This window comes from Aerosakkonema sp. BLCC-F183 (assembly GCF_041929145.1).
GTDB lineage: Bacteria > Cyanobacteriota > Cyanobacteriia > Cyanobacteriales > Aerosakkonemataceae > Aerosakkonema.
The window spans coordinates 1-18,105 of sequence record NZ_JBHFNU010000101.1; the positions used below are offsets into that span (position 1 = coordinate 1).

Consider the following 18,105-nt stretch of genomic DNA (forward strand, 5'->3'; position numbering starts at 1 on the left):
CAAAAATGCCGAAGAACGCTATCAAAGCGCATTAGGGCTGAAATGGGATCTAGAAAAATGTTGGCAGCAATTGCAAACAAAAGGTGGCATTGAAGCTTTTCCCATTGCACAAAGAGATTTGTGCGATCGCTTCATCATCCCGGATAAACTCTACGGACGAGAAACCGAAGTTCAAACCCTCCTAGAAGCCTTCGATCGAGTCAGCCTTGGTGCAACAGAAATGATGCTAGTAGCTGGGTATTCTGGAATTGGGAAAACTGCGGTTGTCAACGAGGTACATAAACCCATTGTTAGACAACGGGGCTATTTTATTAAAGGCAAATATGACCAATTTCAACGCAATATTCCCTTTTCAGCCTTTGTCCAAGCATTCCGCGATCTAATGGGGCAATTATTAACCGAAAGCGATGTGCAAATTGAGGAATGGAAAAATAAAATATTAGAGGCTGTGGGCGACAATGGGCAAGTAATTATTGACGTTATACCCGAACTAGAAAACATTATTGGCAAGCAACCACCAGCAGTAGAATTATCAGGAACAGCCTCTCAAAATCGCTTTAATTTATTATTCCAAAAATTCACCCAAGTTTTTACCAGCCAAGAACATCCCTTAGTAATCTTTCTGGATGATTTGCAATGGGCTGATTCCGCATCGCTAAAACTCATGCAACTATTAATGGTTGATACCGGGCATCTTTTCATTATTGGCGCATATCGTGATAACGAAGTCCCACCTGGACATCCATTATTATTGACTTTGAGTGAAATCCAAAAGACCCAAGCAATAATTAACACAATTACTTTAGCACCACTCAGTCAAGTAAAAGTCAATCAATTAGTGGCTGACACGCTCAAATGTCCAGAAGAACTTGCCTGGAGTCTTTCACAATTAATCTTTCAAAAAACTCAAGGTAATCCATTTTTTGCTACCCAGTTTCTCAAAGCATTACATCAAGATGGACTCATTCAATTTGATTTTAAATTAGGCTGTTGGCAATGTGATATTTCCCAAGTGACAATGCAAGCGGTTACAGATGACGTTGTGGCTTTTATGAGTCTGCAATTGCGGAAACTGCCGTCATCAACCCAAGAAGTATTAAGGTTAGCAGCTTGTATTGGTAACTCTTTTGATTTAGCCACTTTAGCAATTGTTGCCGAACAATCCGAAATCGAAACAGCAAACTGTTTATGGAAAGCCTTACAAGAAGGATTGATTGTACCAATAAGTGATATTTATAAGTTTTATGTTGGGCAAGAAACTGAAATATATACTTCAGAAAACCAACAAACTGTTAATTACAAATTTTTACATGACCGAGTACAGCAAGCGGCTTATTCTCTGATTCCTGATGACCAAAAACAGGTAACTCATCTACAAATTGGACGCTTACTTCAGCAACGATTGTTAGACCATGAGCAAGAGGAAAGAATCTTTGATATTGTGGGTCATCTGAATCAAGGGCTGGGATCGATCGCTCAACCAGACGATCGCCAAAACCTAGCCCAATTAAACTTCCAAGCAGGGGTAAAAGCTCAAACTGCTACTGCTTATACTGCCGCCACAGGGTATTTCCAAATTGCGATCGCCCTTTTGGAGTCCGACTGCTGGCAAACACAATATGAATTAGCCCTAAATTTGTATGTAGCAGCTGCCGAAGCCAGTTATTTAAATGGTGATTTTGAGAACATGGAACAACAGGCTGCATTAGTCTTGCAGCAGGCACAGACGATTTTTAACAAAGTGAAGATTTTTGAAATTCAAATCGCAGCCCAAACAGCTCGCAGCCAGATGTTAGAAGCGATCGCCCTCGCCAGAGACGCACTAGCAGAATTTGGCATAGACTTACCCACACAAGCAAACGAAGCGAAGATTAGCAAAGCCTTACAAGACCTGCAAGCCCAACTCAACGGCAGAGAAATTGCGTCACTCATTGACTTACCTACGATGAGCGAACCTAAAGCGATCGCCGCAATACAATTGTTGAGAATGTTGTTTGCACCCATATTGATTGGCAATCCGAGTTTATTACCCCTGTTGAGTGCAACAATGGTGCGCTTGTCGCTGCAATTTGGTAATAATCCCGCTTCAACTGTAGGATATGTAATTCATGGCATGATGTTATGTGCTTTTTTTAATGAAGTGGAAACTGGCTGCGAGTTTGGTTATTTAGCTATTTCGTTACAGGAAAAGTTCAACAATCAGGTGATGAAATGCCTTGTTTCCAGTATTTTTGGAGGTTTTATCCAACATCGCCAGCGATCGCTTTTAGCAACCCTATCGGTGATGAAAGAAGCCTATACAATTGGTATGGAAACTGGCGATTTTCTCTACGCAGGCTACAGTATACAAGGTTATGCCTATCTGTCACTGTTCGCTAATGTAGACTTAAATACTTTGTCCGCCGAATTACCTCCTTATAGTCTTGTTTTGAGCCAAGTAAAACAAAATGCGGCTTGTATTTTATTAGACTTAGTGCGTCAAGTAGTGGAGAATTTGCAAGAAACAGTCAGCCAACCTGATAGCTTAATTGGCAGTTTTTACAATGAGACACTAATGTGGCCGAAGCATCAGCAAGATAACGATCTCGTGCCTATCGCTTTTGCCTATGTCTATAAACTGATGCTTGCTTACTTGTTTAGCAATTATCAAGCTGCCTTTGAGTATACACACCAAATCCAGCCCTATTTTATGGCAGCAGCCGGAGCATTGCATATTCCCATTTTCCACTTTTATGCTGCCCTCACACATCTAGCACTCTTGCCAAGTCAGTCGCCAACCGAGTCAGGAGACATTCTGCTTCAGATGCAAAGCCATCAAACTATTCTGCATCAATGGGCGCAACAAGCAACCATGAATCACTTGCATAAATGGTATCTAGTGGAGGCTGAACGTCATCGGGTTTTGGATGAAAAAATTGCTGCAACTGAATGTTATGACAAAGCAATATCTCTAGCTAAAGCCAACGAATATCTCCAAGAAGAAGCACTAGCTAACGAACTCGCCGCAAAATTTTATCTTGATTGGGGCAAACAGCGCATAGCCCAAGAATACATGATTGAAGCCTACTATTGTTATGCCCGATGGGGAGCAAAAGCCAAAGTTGCCGACTTAGAAAAACGCTATCCCCAATTACTCGCCCCCATATTACAGCAAACCCGTTCAACTCTCTCAACTCACGAAACTATATTTGCTTTGGGGAATGTCACTTGCACCAGTTCCGCTACATCCGACAGTAGTGCTTGTGTAGCTTTAGATTTAGCTGCCATTCTCAAAGCTTACCAAGCTATCTCCAGCGAAATCGAACTAGAAAAACTCCTGTCATCGTTACTTTCTATCGTGATTGAAAATGCTGGGGCTGATAAATGTGTGTTAATTCTGTTGCGAGACGATCGCCTACTAATTCAAGGTGCAATCACCGAGGGAACAAACCCAGTGGTATTGCAGAAAATTCCGGTTGAAGAGAGTCAAGATATTCCCCAAAAGCTCATTTACAAAGTCAAGCACACTCAACAAACTGTTGTCTTGTTGGATGCAACCGCAGATAACACCTTAGCCAATGACCCCTATATTATCCGTCAACAGCCAAAGAGTATTTTGTGCAGCCCGATTTTACACCAAGGAAAATTACTGGGGATTTTATATCTAGAAAATAATTTAGCCAAGGGAGCGTTTACTAGCGCTCGCATCGAACTACTGAATTTACTTTGCGCTCAAGCTGCTATTTGCTTAGAAAATGCCCGACTTTATCAACATTCTCAGGAATATGCCCAAGAGTTACACCGATCGCTCCATGAGTTAAAAATTGCCCAAACCCGCTTCCATCATCTAGTAGATAACGTTCCTGGGGTAGTGTATCAATTCCTGATGGCGACCGATGGTTCGGTATCAATGCCTTACATAAGTAGCGACTGTTACGCTCTCTATGAAGTCACCGCCTCTGAAGCGATCGCCAACGTGCAGATCCTCATGGATATGGTGCATCCAGAGGATGCTGAATCTCATCGTCAGTCTATTGCAGATTCAGTTCAAACCTTAACTCCCTGGCAGTGGGAGGGGCGAATTGTTACCCCCTCTGGAATGATTAAGTGGATTCACGGTGAAGCGTGCATCGAAAAACTTGCTGATGGCACGTTAATGTGGGATGGATTGTTGTTGGATATTAGCGATCGCAAACAAGCAGAACTTGCCTTGCAGCAAAAATCTCAAGATTTAGAACAAGCATTACAAGACTTACAACAAGCGCAACTACAAATCATCCAAAGTGAAAAAATGTCCGCTTTGGGCAACTTAGTCGCTGGTGTCGCCCATGAAATGAATAATCCTTTAGGGTTTATTGTTGCCAGTCTCCAACAAGCGAAACCCACTTTCGTAGAGCTGCTCGAACACTTAAAACTCTATCAAGAAAGTTTGACTAATCCCACTGAAGAAATCCAAATTCATGCCGAAAAAATTGACTTAGAATATACCTTAGCAGACTTGCCCAAAATGCTAGATTCCATGTCTGTAGCCTGCGACAGACTAAAAAATATCAGCACTTCTCTACGCACTTTCTCTCGTGCTGACAGAGATGACAAAGTGCCATTTAATCTTCACGAAGGCATTGACAGTACAATTTTAATTCTGCAACATCGCCTGAAAGCTAACGAACAACGTCCTGCCATTGAAGTCTTAAAAAACTATGGTAACCTACCTGAAATTAAATGCTTTCCCGGTCAATTAAATCAGGTGTTTATGAATATAATTGCGAATGCGATCGATGCGGTAGAGCAATCAAATATAGGACGCACTTTTGCGGAAATTCAGGCAAGTACCAATCAAATTAGCATTCAAACATCCTTAGTAAATAAACTGGTAGAAATTCGGATTGCCGATAATGGTAAAGGCATGACGGAGGCAGTCAAAGCTAAAATATTCGACCATTTATTTACAACGAAAGCTGTGGGAAAAGGCACAGGGTTAGGTTTAGCGATCGCTCGTCAGATTGTCGTCGAAAAACATCAGGGGAGTATCGAAGTTGAGTCAAAGCCGGGACAAGGTGCTGAATTTTGCATTCGACTGCCGATCTCATCATAGGCATCTTCTCAAATCTAGTAATTTCAAGCCAAACAACCATTCAAGTACGTTACAGGGAAATCATCATGAATCTGACTGGATATCAACTCAAGACAGAATTATATAACGGTTCGAGAACTGTAGTTTATCGCGGTCACCGTGAGGCGGACTCACTACCAGTCGCGATCAAATTCCTGAAAAACCCCTATCCCAGTTTCAGCGAATTAGTGCAATTTCGCAATCAGTACACCATTGCCAAAAATCTCACTTCACCATTAATTATCCAAACCTATAGCCTGGAAAACTACCAGAATGGTTATGCCTTGGTGATGGAAGATTTCAGCGGTATCGCTTTATCAGAGTATTTCCCACCCCAGCAAAAACTTCCAGCCAAATCCCTGCCGGATTTTTTACGAATTGCCATAGCTTTATGCGATGCCATAGATGTACTATATCGGTCAAGAATCATCCATAAAGATATCAAACCCAGAAACATTCTGATTAATCCCCAAACTAAAGAAGTTAAATTAATCGACTTTAGTATTGCCTCCTTATTACCTAGAGAAACCCAAACTCTCTTAAATCCAAATCAGTTAGAAGGCACATTAGCTTATATTTCCCCCGAACAAACTGGCCGAATGAATCGGGGAATTGACTACCGGACAGATTTTTATTCATTAGGTGTAACTTTTTACGAATTATTGACGGGAGAGTTACCGTTTCAATCAAACGAGCCGATGGAATTGGTGCATTGTCACATTGCTAAACGGCCAAAATTAGTGAATGAAATCAATCCAGATATTCCGGGAGTTCTATCAGAAATCGTATCCAAATTGATGGCTAAAAATGCCGAATACCGCTATCAAAGCGCATTAGGATTGAAATGGGATCTAGAACAATGCTGGCAGCAATTGCAAACAAAACGTAAGATTGAAGCTTTTCCCATTGCACAACAGGATCTGTGCGATCGCTTTATCATCCCCGATAAACTTTATGGCAGAGATACGGAAGTTCAAACCCTACTCGAAGCCTTCGATCGAGTCAGCCTTGGTGCAACCGAAATGATGCTTGTAGCCGGGTTCTCTGGCATTGGGAAAACTGCGGTTGTGAACGAGGTACATAAACCCATTGTCAGACAACGCGGTTATTTTATTAAAGGTAAATACGACCAATTTCAACGCAATATTCCCTTCAGTGCTTTGGTGCAATCATTCCGCGATATAATGGGTCAATTACTCTCAGAATCGGACAGTAAAATCAACAGTTGGAAAATCAAAATCTTGGAAGTTGTAGGCGAAAATGGACAAGTTTTAATTGACGTCATTCCAGAGTTAGAACATATTATCGGCAATCAACCGCCAGCTACAGAACTATCAGGAACTGCTGCCGAAAATAGATTTAATTTACTTTTGCAAAAATTTGTGCAAATTTTCACTCATCCAGAACATCCCTTAGTGATATTTTTAGATGATTTGCAATGGGCAGATTCCGCATCGCTGAAATTGTTACAACTGTTGATGCAAGATACAAAATATTTATTGCTCTTAGGTGCATATCGGGATAATGAAGTATCACCAACTCACCCATTCATCTTGACTGTAGATGAGTTAGAAAAAGCTGGCGCAGTAGTCAATAAAATTATTCTCCAAGCATTAAGCGAAATTAATCTCAATCAGTTAGTTACAGATACGCTGAATTGTGAATCATCGCTGGCTCAACCCTTGACAACATTAATTTATCAAAAAACTCAAGGTAATCCTTTTTTTGCTACCCAGTTTCTTAAAGCATTAAATAATGAACAGATGATCGCGTTTGACTTTGCATCTCGCCATTGGCAGTGCGATATTGCTCAAATAAAAGCTCTAGCAATTACTGATGATGTGGTAAAATTCATGTCCATACAATTGCAGAAATTACCACAGCCAACTCAAAATATTCTCAAGTTAGCAGCTTGTGTTGGGGCGCAGTTCGATTTACAGACATTGGCGATTATTTCCGAAGAAATACCAGAAACAACAGCAGCAAATTTATGGAAAGCTTTGCAAGAAGGGCTGATTATTCCGAATACAGAAATTTATAAATTCTTCGTTCAATCTGAAGATATATCTGCTTCTTATGCAGCAGCTAATCCAGTTTATCGCTTTTTACATGACCGAGTTCAACAAGCAGCTTATTCTCTGATTCCTGACGACGAAAAGCAAGTCACACATCTCAAAATTGGACAGTTACTTCTGCAAAATTCTTCTGCCGGAGAAGGAGAAGAAAAACTGTTTGATATTGTGGGACATTTGAACCAAGGACAAGCATTAATTAATCAACCACAGGAACGAGAAGTTTTAGCAAAACTCAACTTGAAAGCTGGGAATAAAGCCCGACATTCCACTGCTTATACTGCCGCTAGAGAGTATTTTCATACGGGAATAGATTTACTAGAGATTAATTGTTGGCAAAGTCAGTATGAATTAACTTTGAATTTGTATATAGCTGCAACGGAAGCTAGTTATTTGAATGGTGATTTTGACAGTATGGAACAACTTGCGGCATTGGTATTGCAGCAGGCACAGACTGTTGTTGACAAAGTTAAAATCTACGAAATTCAAATTGCCGCACTAACATCTTGTAGCCAAATATTAGCAGCGATCGCAGTCGGTAGAGAAGCTCTAGCCCAATTAGGAGTAGAATTACCCAGCCAAGTAGACGAAACTCAGATTGGCAATGCCTTAGCAGCAGTCAACCAGCAACTCCAAGAACGAGAAATTGCCACACTGATTGACTTACCCCTGATGAGCGAACCTCAAGCTCAAGCTGCAATCCAGATATTAAGTATGTTGTTCCCACCAGTGTTACTGGGACAACCTGGTTTAATGCCCATTCTCGGCGCGACAATGGTACGCTTATCGCTGGAGTTTGGCAATACTTCCGCCTCAATCCCTGGCTATGCAATTCATGGGATGGTGATGTGTGCCTTTTTTGGCGAAGTTGAAATCGGTTATGAGTTTGGTAAATTATCCCTCTCCTTGCTGGAAAAGTTGAACGATCGGAGGATGAAATGTGTCACTCTCAACCTGTTTGGAGGTTTTATACAACATCACCGACAATCACTTTTAGCCGCGCAGCTAACCATGAAAGAAAGTTACCTGGCGGGAATGGAAAACGGTGATTTTCTCTACGCTGGCTACAGCATAGAAGGGTATGCCTTAAAGGGGTTATTCGCTGGTGTAGAATTGCATAGCTTGGCGGCGGAATTACCTACTTACAATGCTGCTCTCGTTCAGGTGAAACAAGATTCAGCATTAACTTATTTGCAGATGGTACAGCAAACAGTAGAGCAATTTCGAGAACCTGTCAGCCAACCTGACTGCTTAATTGGGATTTTCTACGATGAAACAGTAATGTTCCCAAAGCACAAGCAGGATCGGGATCTGACTGCACTTGCGTTTGTTTATAGCTATAAACTATCGCTTGCCTACTTTTTTGGAAATTATCACGCTGCCCTTGACTATATCACCCAAGTCCAGTCCTATTTAATGGCAGTATCGGGAATGATTTTTGTTCCTATATTCCATTTCTATACCGCCCTCACTAATCTAGCACTTGTTTCCAGCCAAGCAGAAACAACCGAAATTCTCGCCAAAGTCGAAAACCATCAACAAACTCTCTACCAGTCGGCGCAAGATGCTCCCATGAATTATTTACACAAATGGCATTTAGTAGAAGCAGAAAAATTGCGAGTTTCGGGTGATAAATTAGCGGCAATGGAGCATTACGAACAAGCCATTACCCTGGCTAAAACTAACCAATTCCTCAATGAAGAAGCCTTAGCTAACGAACTTGCTGCCAAATTTTATCTTGATTGGGGCAAAACAAAAATTGCTCAAACCTACATGATGGAGGCTTACTACTGTTATGCGCGGTGGGGTGCCAAAGCCAAAGTTATCGATTTAGAAAGCCGCTATCCCCAATTACTTCTATCAATTCTGCAAAAACAACAACCGACTTTCAAACCAACAGAAACAATCATTTCTAACTCTTCTCACACAGTTCAAGGTTCTAACCTCAGTCATCCTAGCATTTCCGAAGCTCTCGATTTGGCAACTATTCTCAAAGCTTTTCAATCGCTTTCCCGCGAAATTGAGTTAGAGAAATTACTCTCAACTTTACTGAAAGTAATCCTGGAAAGCGCTGGAGCCGATAAATGTGCGTTACTCATACCAAAAGGTGATTGTTGGGTAATTGAGGCATTATCCCAACTGCAACAACCTGCGATAATTTTACAATCTCTGCCCTGTGAAGAAATAGTCTCTGTTAGCTTAATTAATCGAGTTAAAAATACTCTGGTTGCGGCTGTTTTGGAAAATGCCATAGTCGAGCCAACTTTGCTTGCCGATCCTTATATTCTACACCATAGACCCAAGAGTATTTTCTGTGCGCCAATCCTCAATCAAGGCAAATTGATTGCCATTTTGTACTTAGAAAATAGTTTGGCAGTGGGAGCATTTACAAGCGATCGCATCGAACTACTCAACTTACTCTGCACTCAAGCTGCAATTTCTCTAGAGAATGCCAAACTTTATCATCAATTAGAGGATTATTCCCACACTCTCGAACAAAAAGTAGCAGAACGCACCCAGGAATTGACAGCAAAAGCTACTCAGTTGGAATCAACACTCTCTCAACTTTACTCAACGCAAGCCCAACTCATTCAAGCTGAGAAAATGTCTAGTTTGGGACAGTTAGTTGCTGGAATTGCTCATGAAATTAATAATCCAATTAATTTTATCTATGGCAACTTACAACCAGTCAAAGAATATGTAACATCTTTAATTGAATTAAATAATTTATACCAGCAACTTTATCCCGCTCCCTTTCCAGAAATTGCTCAAAAAAAAGCAGAAATAGACTTTAATTTTTTATTAGAAGATTTACCAAATATCCTATCTTCTATGAATGTAGGAGTAGAAAGAATTCGTCAAATAGTGCTGTCACTGCGAAATTTTTCCCGCTTGGATGAATCAGAAATAAAAGAAGTAGACATTCACTCTGGTCTGGAAAGTACGTTGTTAATTTTGCAGCATCGACTTCAAAGTAATAGTAAACGTCCCGAAATTACAGTCAGCAAAAGATATGGAAGATTACCTTTAGTTAGTTGTTATGCTTCGGCGCTAAATCAAGTATTTATGAATATCATCAACAATGCCATTGACGCATTGGATACATCAAAGGAAAATTACCAACCGACTATTATAATTCGGACGGAATTAACGGAAGCAAAAACTATCGTTATTCGCATTATCGATAACGGTATAGGCATGAGTAAGTCGGTGCAAAATCAAATATTTAATCCATTTTTTACGACTAAACCAGTAGGTAGCGGTACTGGTTTGGGTCTATCAACTAGCTATTCGATTGTGGTAGAAAAACATCGAGGTAAGTTAAGTTGTATTTCCACACCAGGAGAGGGTACTGAATTTATAATTGAAATTCCCGTGTAAATTTTTGAGATAATTTAAAGAAAATTTCCTTTAAGCTGGAAACTATTATCGGAAAGCGTTTGTTGTCAAGAAAGGCTTTCAAGCAATCGGCGGCTTGGTTAGGGATTTCAGTTCTCTGACTTGTGAGGAGTAGATTAAGTCTGAAGCAACTTTATCAGGACAGCGATCGCATACTTGTTCCCTGGCTCGATTTGTCCCAAGAGCCTTGCAGCTTGCCAAACGGTTGGCTTATGCTCAGTTGTGTCGATCGGGTCGAGCAGATCTGCAACAATGGTTAAAGTCTCTATCTAGTTCAATGCCACAGAATGCACATTTGAATATCTGTGCTGACAAACATAAATTTTGCCTCATGCAGCATCAATATTTATAAGACGCCGCACGAGGCAGAAAATACGAAAGTATTTATTTAATGCGGATGGTGAGACTCGAACTCACAAGGACAAGCCACACGCACCTCAAACGTGCGCGTATACCAATTCCGCCACATCCGCGTTTGGGGTAACTTTAGCAACCCATTAACTATACTAGCTTACTTTTGTTCGCATTGGCAACTGTATAACTAGGGCGTCGGGGAGAGCTAAAAGTCAAAAGTCAAAAGTCAAAAGTCAAAATTCCTTTCCCTCTCCCCTCTTCCCTTTCGCCTTTCGCCTTTTCCCGACGCCCTAACCCCGACGCCCGACGCCCTTTCTTTTGACTTTTCGCCAATGTTGCGATTGATTAAGGAATCACGCCAAAAGCCGGGTTCTGGAACACTTCATCAGCAAGTAGTCCTCAACACCGTGATAGGATTAACAGCCGAAGACAAAAAGCTGCTTCGCCTCAAGCGTCGGTGTCGCCATCAACAAGCCGCCAAAGAAGCTGCCGAGGTTTAGTGTTACCGCTCGTCGATCCGAAAGCTGGAAAATGCGTTTTTCTAAGATATTAATTGCTAATCGCGGCGAAATTGCCCTACGCATTCTCCGCACCTGCGAAGAAATGGGAATTTCTACGGTTGCCGTTCACTCTACCATTGACTGCCACGCTCTCCACGTCCAACTTGCTGACGAAGCGGTTTGTATTGGCGAACCTCCCAGCAGCAAAAGTTATCTCAATATTCCCAACATCATTGCCGCAGCGCTGACGCGCAATGCTACGGCAATTCACCCTGGATATGGATTTTTGGCCGAAAATGCCAAGTTTGCTGAAATTTGCGCCGATCACCAGATAGTTTTTATTGGGCCATCTCCCGCAGCGATTCGGGCAATGGGAGATAAATCGACTGCCAAAGAAACTATGCAGCGGGTGGGTGTGCCTACAGTTCCCGGTAGCGACGGGTTGCTCTTAGATGAGAAGGAAGCAATGGCGATCGCTGCTAAAATTGGCTATCCTGTGATGATCAAAGCTACCGCTGGCGGTGGCGGACGGGGAATGCGTCTGGTACCAGAAGAAAGCGAATTCCTCAAACTCTTCCACGCAGCACAGGGAGAAGCGGAAGCTGCGTTTGGAAATCCCGGCGTTTATTTAGAAAAATTTATCGAACGTCCCCGACATATTGAATTTCAAATTTTAGCCGACAGTTACGGTAATGTGATTCACTTGGGCGAACGAGATTGCTCTATTCAGCGACGTCACCAAAAATTGCTCGAAGAAGCGCCGAGTCCCGCTCTATCGCCGGAATTGCGCGACAAAATGGGTATGGCGGCAGTTATGGCTGCTAAATCGATCGACTATGTTGGTGCTGGTACGGTTGAGTTTCTCTTGGATCGATCGGGTAACTTCTATTTCATGGAAATGAATACCCGCATTCAAGTCGAACATCCCGTCACGGAAATGATTACCGGTTTAGACTTGGTAGCGGAACAAATCCGCATCGCGCAGGGAGAAAAACTGCGTTTGACTCAAGATGATGTGGTTTTGCGAGGTCATTCGATTGAATGTCGGATCAACGCAGAAGACCCGGATCTGAATTTTCGCCCTTCTCCCGGAAGGATCAGCGGTTACCTCCCACCGGGAGGTACAGGCGTCCGCATGGATTCCCACGTTTACACTGATTACGAAATACCGCCCTACTACGACTCCCTGATCGGGAAGTTAGTCGTTTGGGCACCCGATCGCCAAGGGGCGATCGAGCGTATGAAACGCGCCCTGCGGGAATGCGCTATCACTGGATTGCCGACTACGATTGGCTTTCATCAAAAGATCCTCGAAACGCAGGCTTTTTTGCGCGGTGAGGTCTATACCAATTTCGTCGAACAAATTATGCGAAACGACGAGAAAGGCAAAGGTAAGAAGTAGTGGCACAGGAGTGGGGGCAGGGGGGCAGGGGAGCAGGGGAGCGGAAGAATTAATCTTTTCCCTCTTCCCTAGCCTCTAGCCCCTAGCCCCTAGTCCCTTTTTTAACTTTTGACTTTTGACTTTTGACTTTCCTAGCCCTTAAGCGCCATCATGGTTAAAATACCTTGCTGACCGATGAGGATCTCTCGCAGCAGGCTACAGATTCCCACCCAGATAATCGGGGTAATGTCCACGCCGCCTATCGGTGGCACAAGCTTTCTGGTCACCACCAGAAAAGGTTCGGTCGGTAAAGCGATCGTCTTCCACGGAAAGCTATTCAAATTTACCTGGGGATACCAGGTCAGTACAATCCGAAAGATAAATAGGAGAATCATTACTCCTAGCAAGGAGCCCAGAATCAAACTGGCAAGGGAAGTCGCGGTCATAAAAGGTATCGGGTGCGATCGAAAAGCTTCTAGGTCTTCTGTCACAGGGGCAATGCCTGCCTCTGCACTAGTTATAATTTTAAGATTTGTGAAAAATTTGAGCCACCCCTATAATTAAACACGGAGCGATTCGCTGCTACCGCCTTGCCGTAACTGGCGTCCGGCTTGGCTTTTCAAGGTGGCGTGCGATCGCTAAAATGAGAAAACGATAATTCTTGTAAAAGAGGCTGGTATCATGACTCCTTCATTAGCAAACTTTCTCTACAGTCTGCTCGCAGGTCTATTGATTGTCGTCATCCCCGTAGTTGTGGGACTAATCTTTATTAGCCAGAGCGATAAAATTCAGCGTTCTTAATCGCATCTTGCTGTCTGCAAAACCCCACAGACAAGCTAGCGATACTATCGCTGTGAATGTAAACCGTAGAATAATGTCGAACGGCACGCTTGACCAGATTTGAACATAAAAGCGTCCGTTCCGCTTTTTTATTGGCAGTTGAGTAGAGACATTTGGTAGTTTTGTTTTGTTATAGAAATTGAAAAGACCGATGGCGCTGATTTAACTTGGCAAAATACAGTTAAATTTGGCTAAATGTTAGATGGCAAAAACCTTAAACTTTGGCCTAAAGGGATGTCGATCGCCAAGATCGTTATCCACGAGCAAGCGCTGCATAGGTTGTTTCGGGTTGATAGGGTAAAATGTTCATTTTTGTTACTAATTTCGTGGATGGTGCGTTAGGCACGGCAATTTAATTATTGGTTGCAATACTCAATTTTTCGCCCCTGCCTAACACACCCTACAGTTAAATCAGATCTGATTATCCCCATAAATACGGTCGAGCCGCTGCATATAGATTACCGTTTGCCGATACTTTGCCTCCCGCAGCTTGTGGGATTTATAGCTTCTTTGAGCAAAAAAATTAGTTATCATGCCAAGCTAGAGTGGAGTTGTGGATCTTAACTCGCAAACAAACTCGCTACCATAGGACTGACTGAGGCAAGCAAGAGGCCATGATCAACGTAAATTTTAACTTAGCGAGTATGTCGGGCATTGTTCTGGCGCTTGCCGGAACTGCCCTATATGCTCTGAGAACCTGGCGTCCGGAGTTATCGCGAGACTCGGACATCTTTTTTTCGGCAGTGTCTTTACTGTGTGGCGGGATTTTGCTTATTTATGGATGGCGGTTCGATCCGATCATGCAGTTCGGTCAGGTTTTGCTGACAGGAGCTACCATATTTTTTGCTTTGGAAAATATTAAACTGCGGGGAGTTTCTACAGAGCAAGCAAAGCGCAATACACCGATCGTAGATGAAGAGCGCCCCGTGAGCAGGAACTACAGAGTTTATCAGGATGCGGAACTCGATGCACTCGTACCCGATGAAGAAGATCTGATGCGTCCCCGCCTGCGAGGAGATCGAGATTCCAGAAGTTCTCGTAATGGAGGAAGCTACGGTACTGAAAGCCGTCGCCGCCCTTCAAGTCGGAGCAGCAATTCAGATAAACTGACTACTACAGAAACACGCCGCAAACGTCGCCCCCGTCCGGAAGCACCATCCTCTCAATTAACCGATGAGTGGGGAGATGCGGGTAATAATGTGGAAGATGTACCCCCTCGCAGCAGCACTCGCCCGACTCGCGACGAACGCCGTCGTCCCGAAACCGCTTCATCGCGTGACCGTCGTCGTTCTGCGGAAGATTCCACTTACGATCGCTCGACCAGAAATGTAGAACCTACAAGCGATTATGTGGATTACCAACCGATCGATCCGAATGAGGATGAGGAGGATAATTCCAGCAATTTCGATAAATAGAAAGCATATTAAGAAATTAATGCCTAAAACCCCAGCCCAGCGCTGGCTGCATTGGGGAATAAGTTTGACTGTGGCTGGCTGGCTTGTTGCCTGTAGTACGATGCCAAATCCCCTTAGCTTCGGCTCTCTCAACAGCGGATACAGCGAAGAGCAACCGTCGTTGAGTGGAGACGGTCGCTTTTTGGCATTTGTATCTAACCGCAATGGCCGGCGGGGAATTCTGCTGTACGATGTGCAGAGGCAGCAGTTGATGGATTTACCGGGATTGAATCGTCCGGGGGAAATCGCAGAACATCCCAGCCTCAGTTATACGGGTCGTTATATTGCTTACATCGCTGACGATCGAGGTAGAGGGATCGTAGCAGTATACGATCGCGCCATTGAGCGATCGCAACCCCTCACATTATGGTATAGAGGTCAAGTACGACATCCAAGTATTAGTCCCGACGGTCGATATATCGTGTACGAAACTGGTAGTCGCGGTCAATGGGATATCGAGGTAATCGATCGAGGGCCAAATATTGAGTTAGATATGGCCGATAGTCCACCATCGGCAGAAATTAAAAATTAGAATCTCAAAATAAAAAAACGGAATTGACAATTTTTCATTCTTCGTTAACGGGTCGCCTTTGTGAAGCGGTTTATCTTGTTCTCGGTTATTACTACCCTAAGTCTAACTGCTTGCAGTACTTATCCCACCATCCAACAACTTCCCTTCGATGCGGGAGAAGAGACTATTAACAGTCCTGCTGCCGATATGGAACCGCAAATCGGCAGTCGCTACATTGTCTTTAGCTCAGATCGCAGAAGGCGTCAGGATATTTATCTTTACGATATAGTGGAGCGGCGTTTGCTGGATTTGCCCGAACTAAACTCCTTCGATGCGATCGCTTCTCATCCTTCTATTTCCCAAGATGGTCGTTACATCGTCTTCGCCACCGTTCGCCAAGGTCGATCGGGCATTGCTCTGTACGATCGCCAAACGCGCCTGTTACGCAACCTCACGGCCAACTTGCAAGCAGAAGTACGAAATCCTACAATTAATGGAGATGGTACTATAATTGCTTTTGAAACCAGCGTCAATGGACAATGGGATATTTTAGTTTACGATCGGTATGGAAAACCTTTGGGAGTACCTACAGATCCTCGTTGAAATTAGCAATTGCTGCTCAGACGATCGACAAATCAAACAGCGATAAAAATTTTTAGTTAAATCCATCCAATGCGGTGATGCCATCCTGGGAACAGAATCAGCTATAACCGCGTTCAAGTATCGCAATCAACATCACATCCTAGTTGAAGGATGAATACAAAACTTCTATCTTTAATTACATCAGGGATATTAAGTGCGGGAGCCGCGATCGGTCTTAGCGGCATTAACGCTATTGGCATCACCAGTTTGCTATCCCTCCATTGTGCGCCAGCACAAGCCCAAGATGTTGACGAACAAATTAACGTTCGAGTCTATCAACGCGCCAGTCCCGCAGTAGTATCTGTAATCGTGGGGAACGGGACTGGGAGTGGCAGCATCATCAGTCCAGACGGCCTCGTTTTGACCAACGCTCACGTGGTACAAGACTCCCGCCGCAGCGTATCGGTCGTATTGGCCGATAACAGGCGATTTCAAGCAGATGTGATTGCTTTTGGGAATAACGGCGTTGACTTAGCTGTCCTCAAAATTCGCGGTGCGAGCAATCTGCCTACCATTCGTTTGGCGCGTGCCGGTGCGGTGCAAGTGGGACAGCGGGCATTTGCGATCGGCAATCCGTTCGGTCGATTTGCCGGCACTTTCACTGTTGGGATCGTCAGTCGTCTTGACAGAGAACGCGGCTTGATTCAAACTGATGCTGCCATCAATCCGGGCAATTCGGGAGGGCCACTCCTGAACAGCCAAGGTGAATTAATCGGCGTCAACACGGCGATTTTTACTAATAGTCGTACTGGTGGCAACATTGGGATCGGATTTGCCATTTCTGTAGATCGTTTAATGCCTTTCTTGGCAGCTGTGCGGGAAGGACGCGCCCCCCGCGTGACTCAGCGACAGCGACCCAGAACTGCTGGCAATCAGCCCCAGAGTTTGGTGTTGAATGGTGTACCCATTAACGATAGGCTTGGCCCAGGCGACAACATCTTGCCGGTGGATAATAGTTTTTTTAAAGTTTACACATTTCAGGGAACTGTCGGTCAACAAGTGGCGATCGAAATGATCAGTCGGGAAATCGATCCGTTTTTGATTCTGATTGGCCCGAATCGTCGCGAAATAGCGCAAGATGATGACTCGGCGGGCGGCAAAAATGCCAGAATTGCCGTGACATTGCCTATGTCAGGTACTTATTTGTTGCTGGCCAACTCCTATGAGCCAGGTGAATCGGGCAGTTTCATTTTACGCGCCTTAGCTTCTGGTGCCGGTCGCCGGAATCGCTATAGGGGAGAAAATTTTATCTTACAGCAAGAAGGTGTGCTTGGCCCAGGTACGGCGGTACTGCCTTCTGACGGCAGTTTCTACAGGGTCTATTCTTTTGAGGGTAATGCGGGTCAATCGGTGACGATTACGCTGGAAAGTGCTGATTTCGATCCTTATCTGGCTCTTTTAGGGCCTGACGGTCAAAAGTTGGCAGAAAATAACAACGTTACTCAGAACGATCGCAATTCTGTGCTTACCGTCACTTTACCTCGTGCGGGTGTATACCGGGCAGTAGTTAACACCTATAAAGCCGGAAGTCGAGGTCGTTATCTGTTGACTATTCGCTGAAGAAGGGGTTAGGGGTTAGGGATTAGGGGCTAAGGATTAGGGGAAAGAAGGAGAAGGAAGAGGGAGAGGGAAGAGGGAAGAGGGAGAGGGAGGAGGGAGGAGGGAGAAGAAAAATAAATTAATTCTGCCCTGAAGCCGCTCTCTTTCCCTACCTAACCCCTAGAGCGCCAGTCCACTAGAATAAATTGACAAAAACAATGAAATATGTATTGTGTAGGGGCGAAGCAAGAGGGCGACAATCGATCGCCAGAAGCAACAATTTTTATGTCCTCTTGCTTCGCCCTGCCGAGGTTTCTATAC

General features: G+C 43.8%; 10 protein-coding genes and 1 tRNA gene. 9 read left to right on the plus strand and 2 right to left on the minus strand.

Annotated features, from left to right (window positions below; all coding sequences use genetic code 11):
* A partial coding sequence (locus tag ACE1CD_RS29110) for an AAA family ATPase (RefSeq protein WP_374827014.1) occupies nucleotides 1-5,074 on the plus strand: 5,074 nt, incomplete at its 5' end.
* 65 nt (nucleotides 5,075-5,139) lie between these two features.
* Nucleotides 5,140-10,545 (plus strand): AAA family ATPase, encoded by a 5,406-nt coding sequence (locus tag ACE1CD_RS29115; protein WP_374827015.1) that lies wholly within the window; start codon nucleotides 5,140-5,142, stop codon nucleotides 10,543-10,545.
* Between the two features lie 410 nt (nucleotides 10,546-10,955).
* Here the strand turns inward: ACE1CD_RS29115 and ACE1CD_RS29120 are convergent.
* Nucleotides 10,956-11,036, minus strand: a tRNA-Leu gene (locus ACE1CD_RS29120).
* 213 nt (nucleotides 11,037-11,249) lie between these two features.
* On the opposite strand from ACE1CD_RS29120, the gene ACE1CD_RS29125 reads away from it, so the two are divergent.
* Together ACE1CD_RS29125 and accC are read left to right on the plus strand one after the other, a co-directional pair.
* Entirely contained in the window at nucleotides 11,250-11,417 is a 168-nt protein-coding gene (locus ACE1CD_RS29125) for a hypothetical protein (RefSeq protein ID WP_374791276.1), read from the plus strand.
* A gap of 31 nt (nucleotides 11,418-11,448) precedes the next feature.
* Nucleotides 11,449-12,819, plus strand: coding sequence for an acetyl-CoA carboxylase biotin carboxylase subunit (accC, locus tag ACE1CD_RS29130; RefSeq protein ID WP_374791278.1), 1,371 nt, complete (start codon nucleotides 11,449-11,451; stop codon nucleotides 12,817-12,819).
* A gap of 131 nt (nucleotides 12,820-12,950) precedes the next feature.
* Here accC and ACE1CD_RS29135 read toward each other — a convergent pair whose 3' ends face one another.
* The gene (locus tag ACE1CD_RS29135) at nucleotides 12,951-13,244 is read right to left on the minus strand and encodes a YggT family protein (protein WP_374791288.1); all 294 of its coding nucleotides are present in this window, start codon (nucleotides 13,242-13,244) and stop codon (nucleotides 12,951-12,953) included.
* A gap of 235 nt (nucleotides 13,245-13,479) precedes the next feature.
* Between ACE1CD_RS29135 and psbX the strand changes: the two genes are divergently transcribed.
* The 5 genes from psbX (at nucleotide 13,480) to ACE1CD_RS29160 (ending at nucleotide 17,805) form a co-directional block, all read left to right on the plus strand.
* Nucleotides 13,480-13,599, plus strand: a complete 120-nt coding sequence (gene psbX, locus ACE1CD_RS29140) for a photosystem II reaction center X protein (protein WP_190475674.1) — start codon at nucleotides 13,480-13,482, stop codon at nucleotides 13,597-13,599.
* 653 nt (nucleotides 13,600-14,252) lie between these two features.
* The gene (locus tag ACE1CD_RS29145) at nucleotides 14,253-15,053 is read left to right on the plus strand and encodes a Ycf66 family protein (protein WP_374827016.1); all 801 of its coding nucleotides are present in this window, start codon (nucleotides 14,253-14,255) and stop codon (nucleotides 15,051-15,053) included.
* 19 nt (nucleotides 15,054-15,072) lie between these two features.
* Entirely contained in the window at nucleotides 15,073-15,624 is a 552-nt protein-coding gene (locus tag ACE1CD_RS29150; RefSeq protein WP_374791282.1) for a TolB family protein, read from the plus strand.
* 60 nt (nucleotides 15,625-15,684) lie between these two features.
* Nucleotides 15,685-16,206, plus strand: a complete 522-nt coding sequence (locus ACE1CD_RS29155; protein ID WP_374791284.1) for a TolB family protein — start codon at nucleotides 15,685-15,687, stop codon at nucleotides 16,204-16,206.
* Nucleotides 16,207-16,356: 150 nt separating this feature from the next.
* The gene (locus ACE1CD_RS29160; protein WP_374827017.1) at nucleotides 16,357-17,805 is read left to right on the plus strand and encodes a trypsin-like peptidase domain-containing protein; all 1,449 of its coding nucleotides are present in this window, start codon (nucleotides 16,357-16,359) and stop codon (nucleotides 17,803-17,805) included.
* Nucleotides 17,806-18,105: the final 300 nt, after the last annotated feature.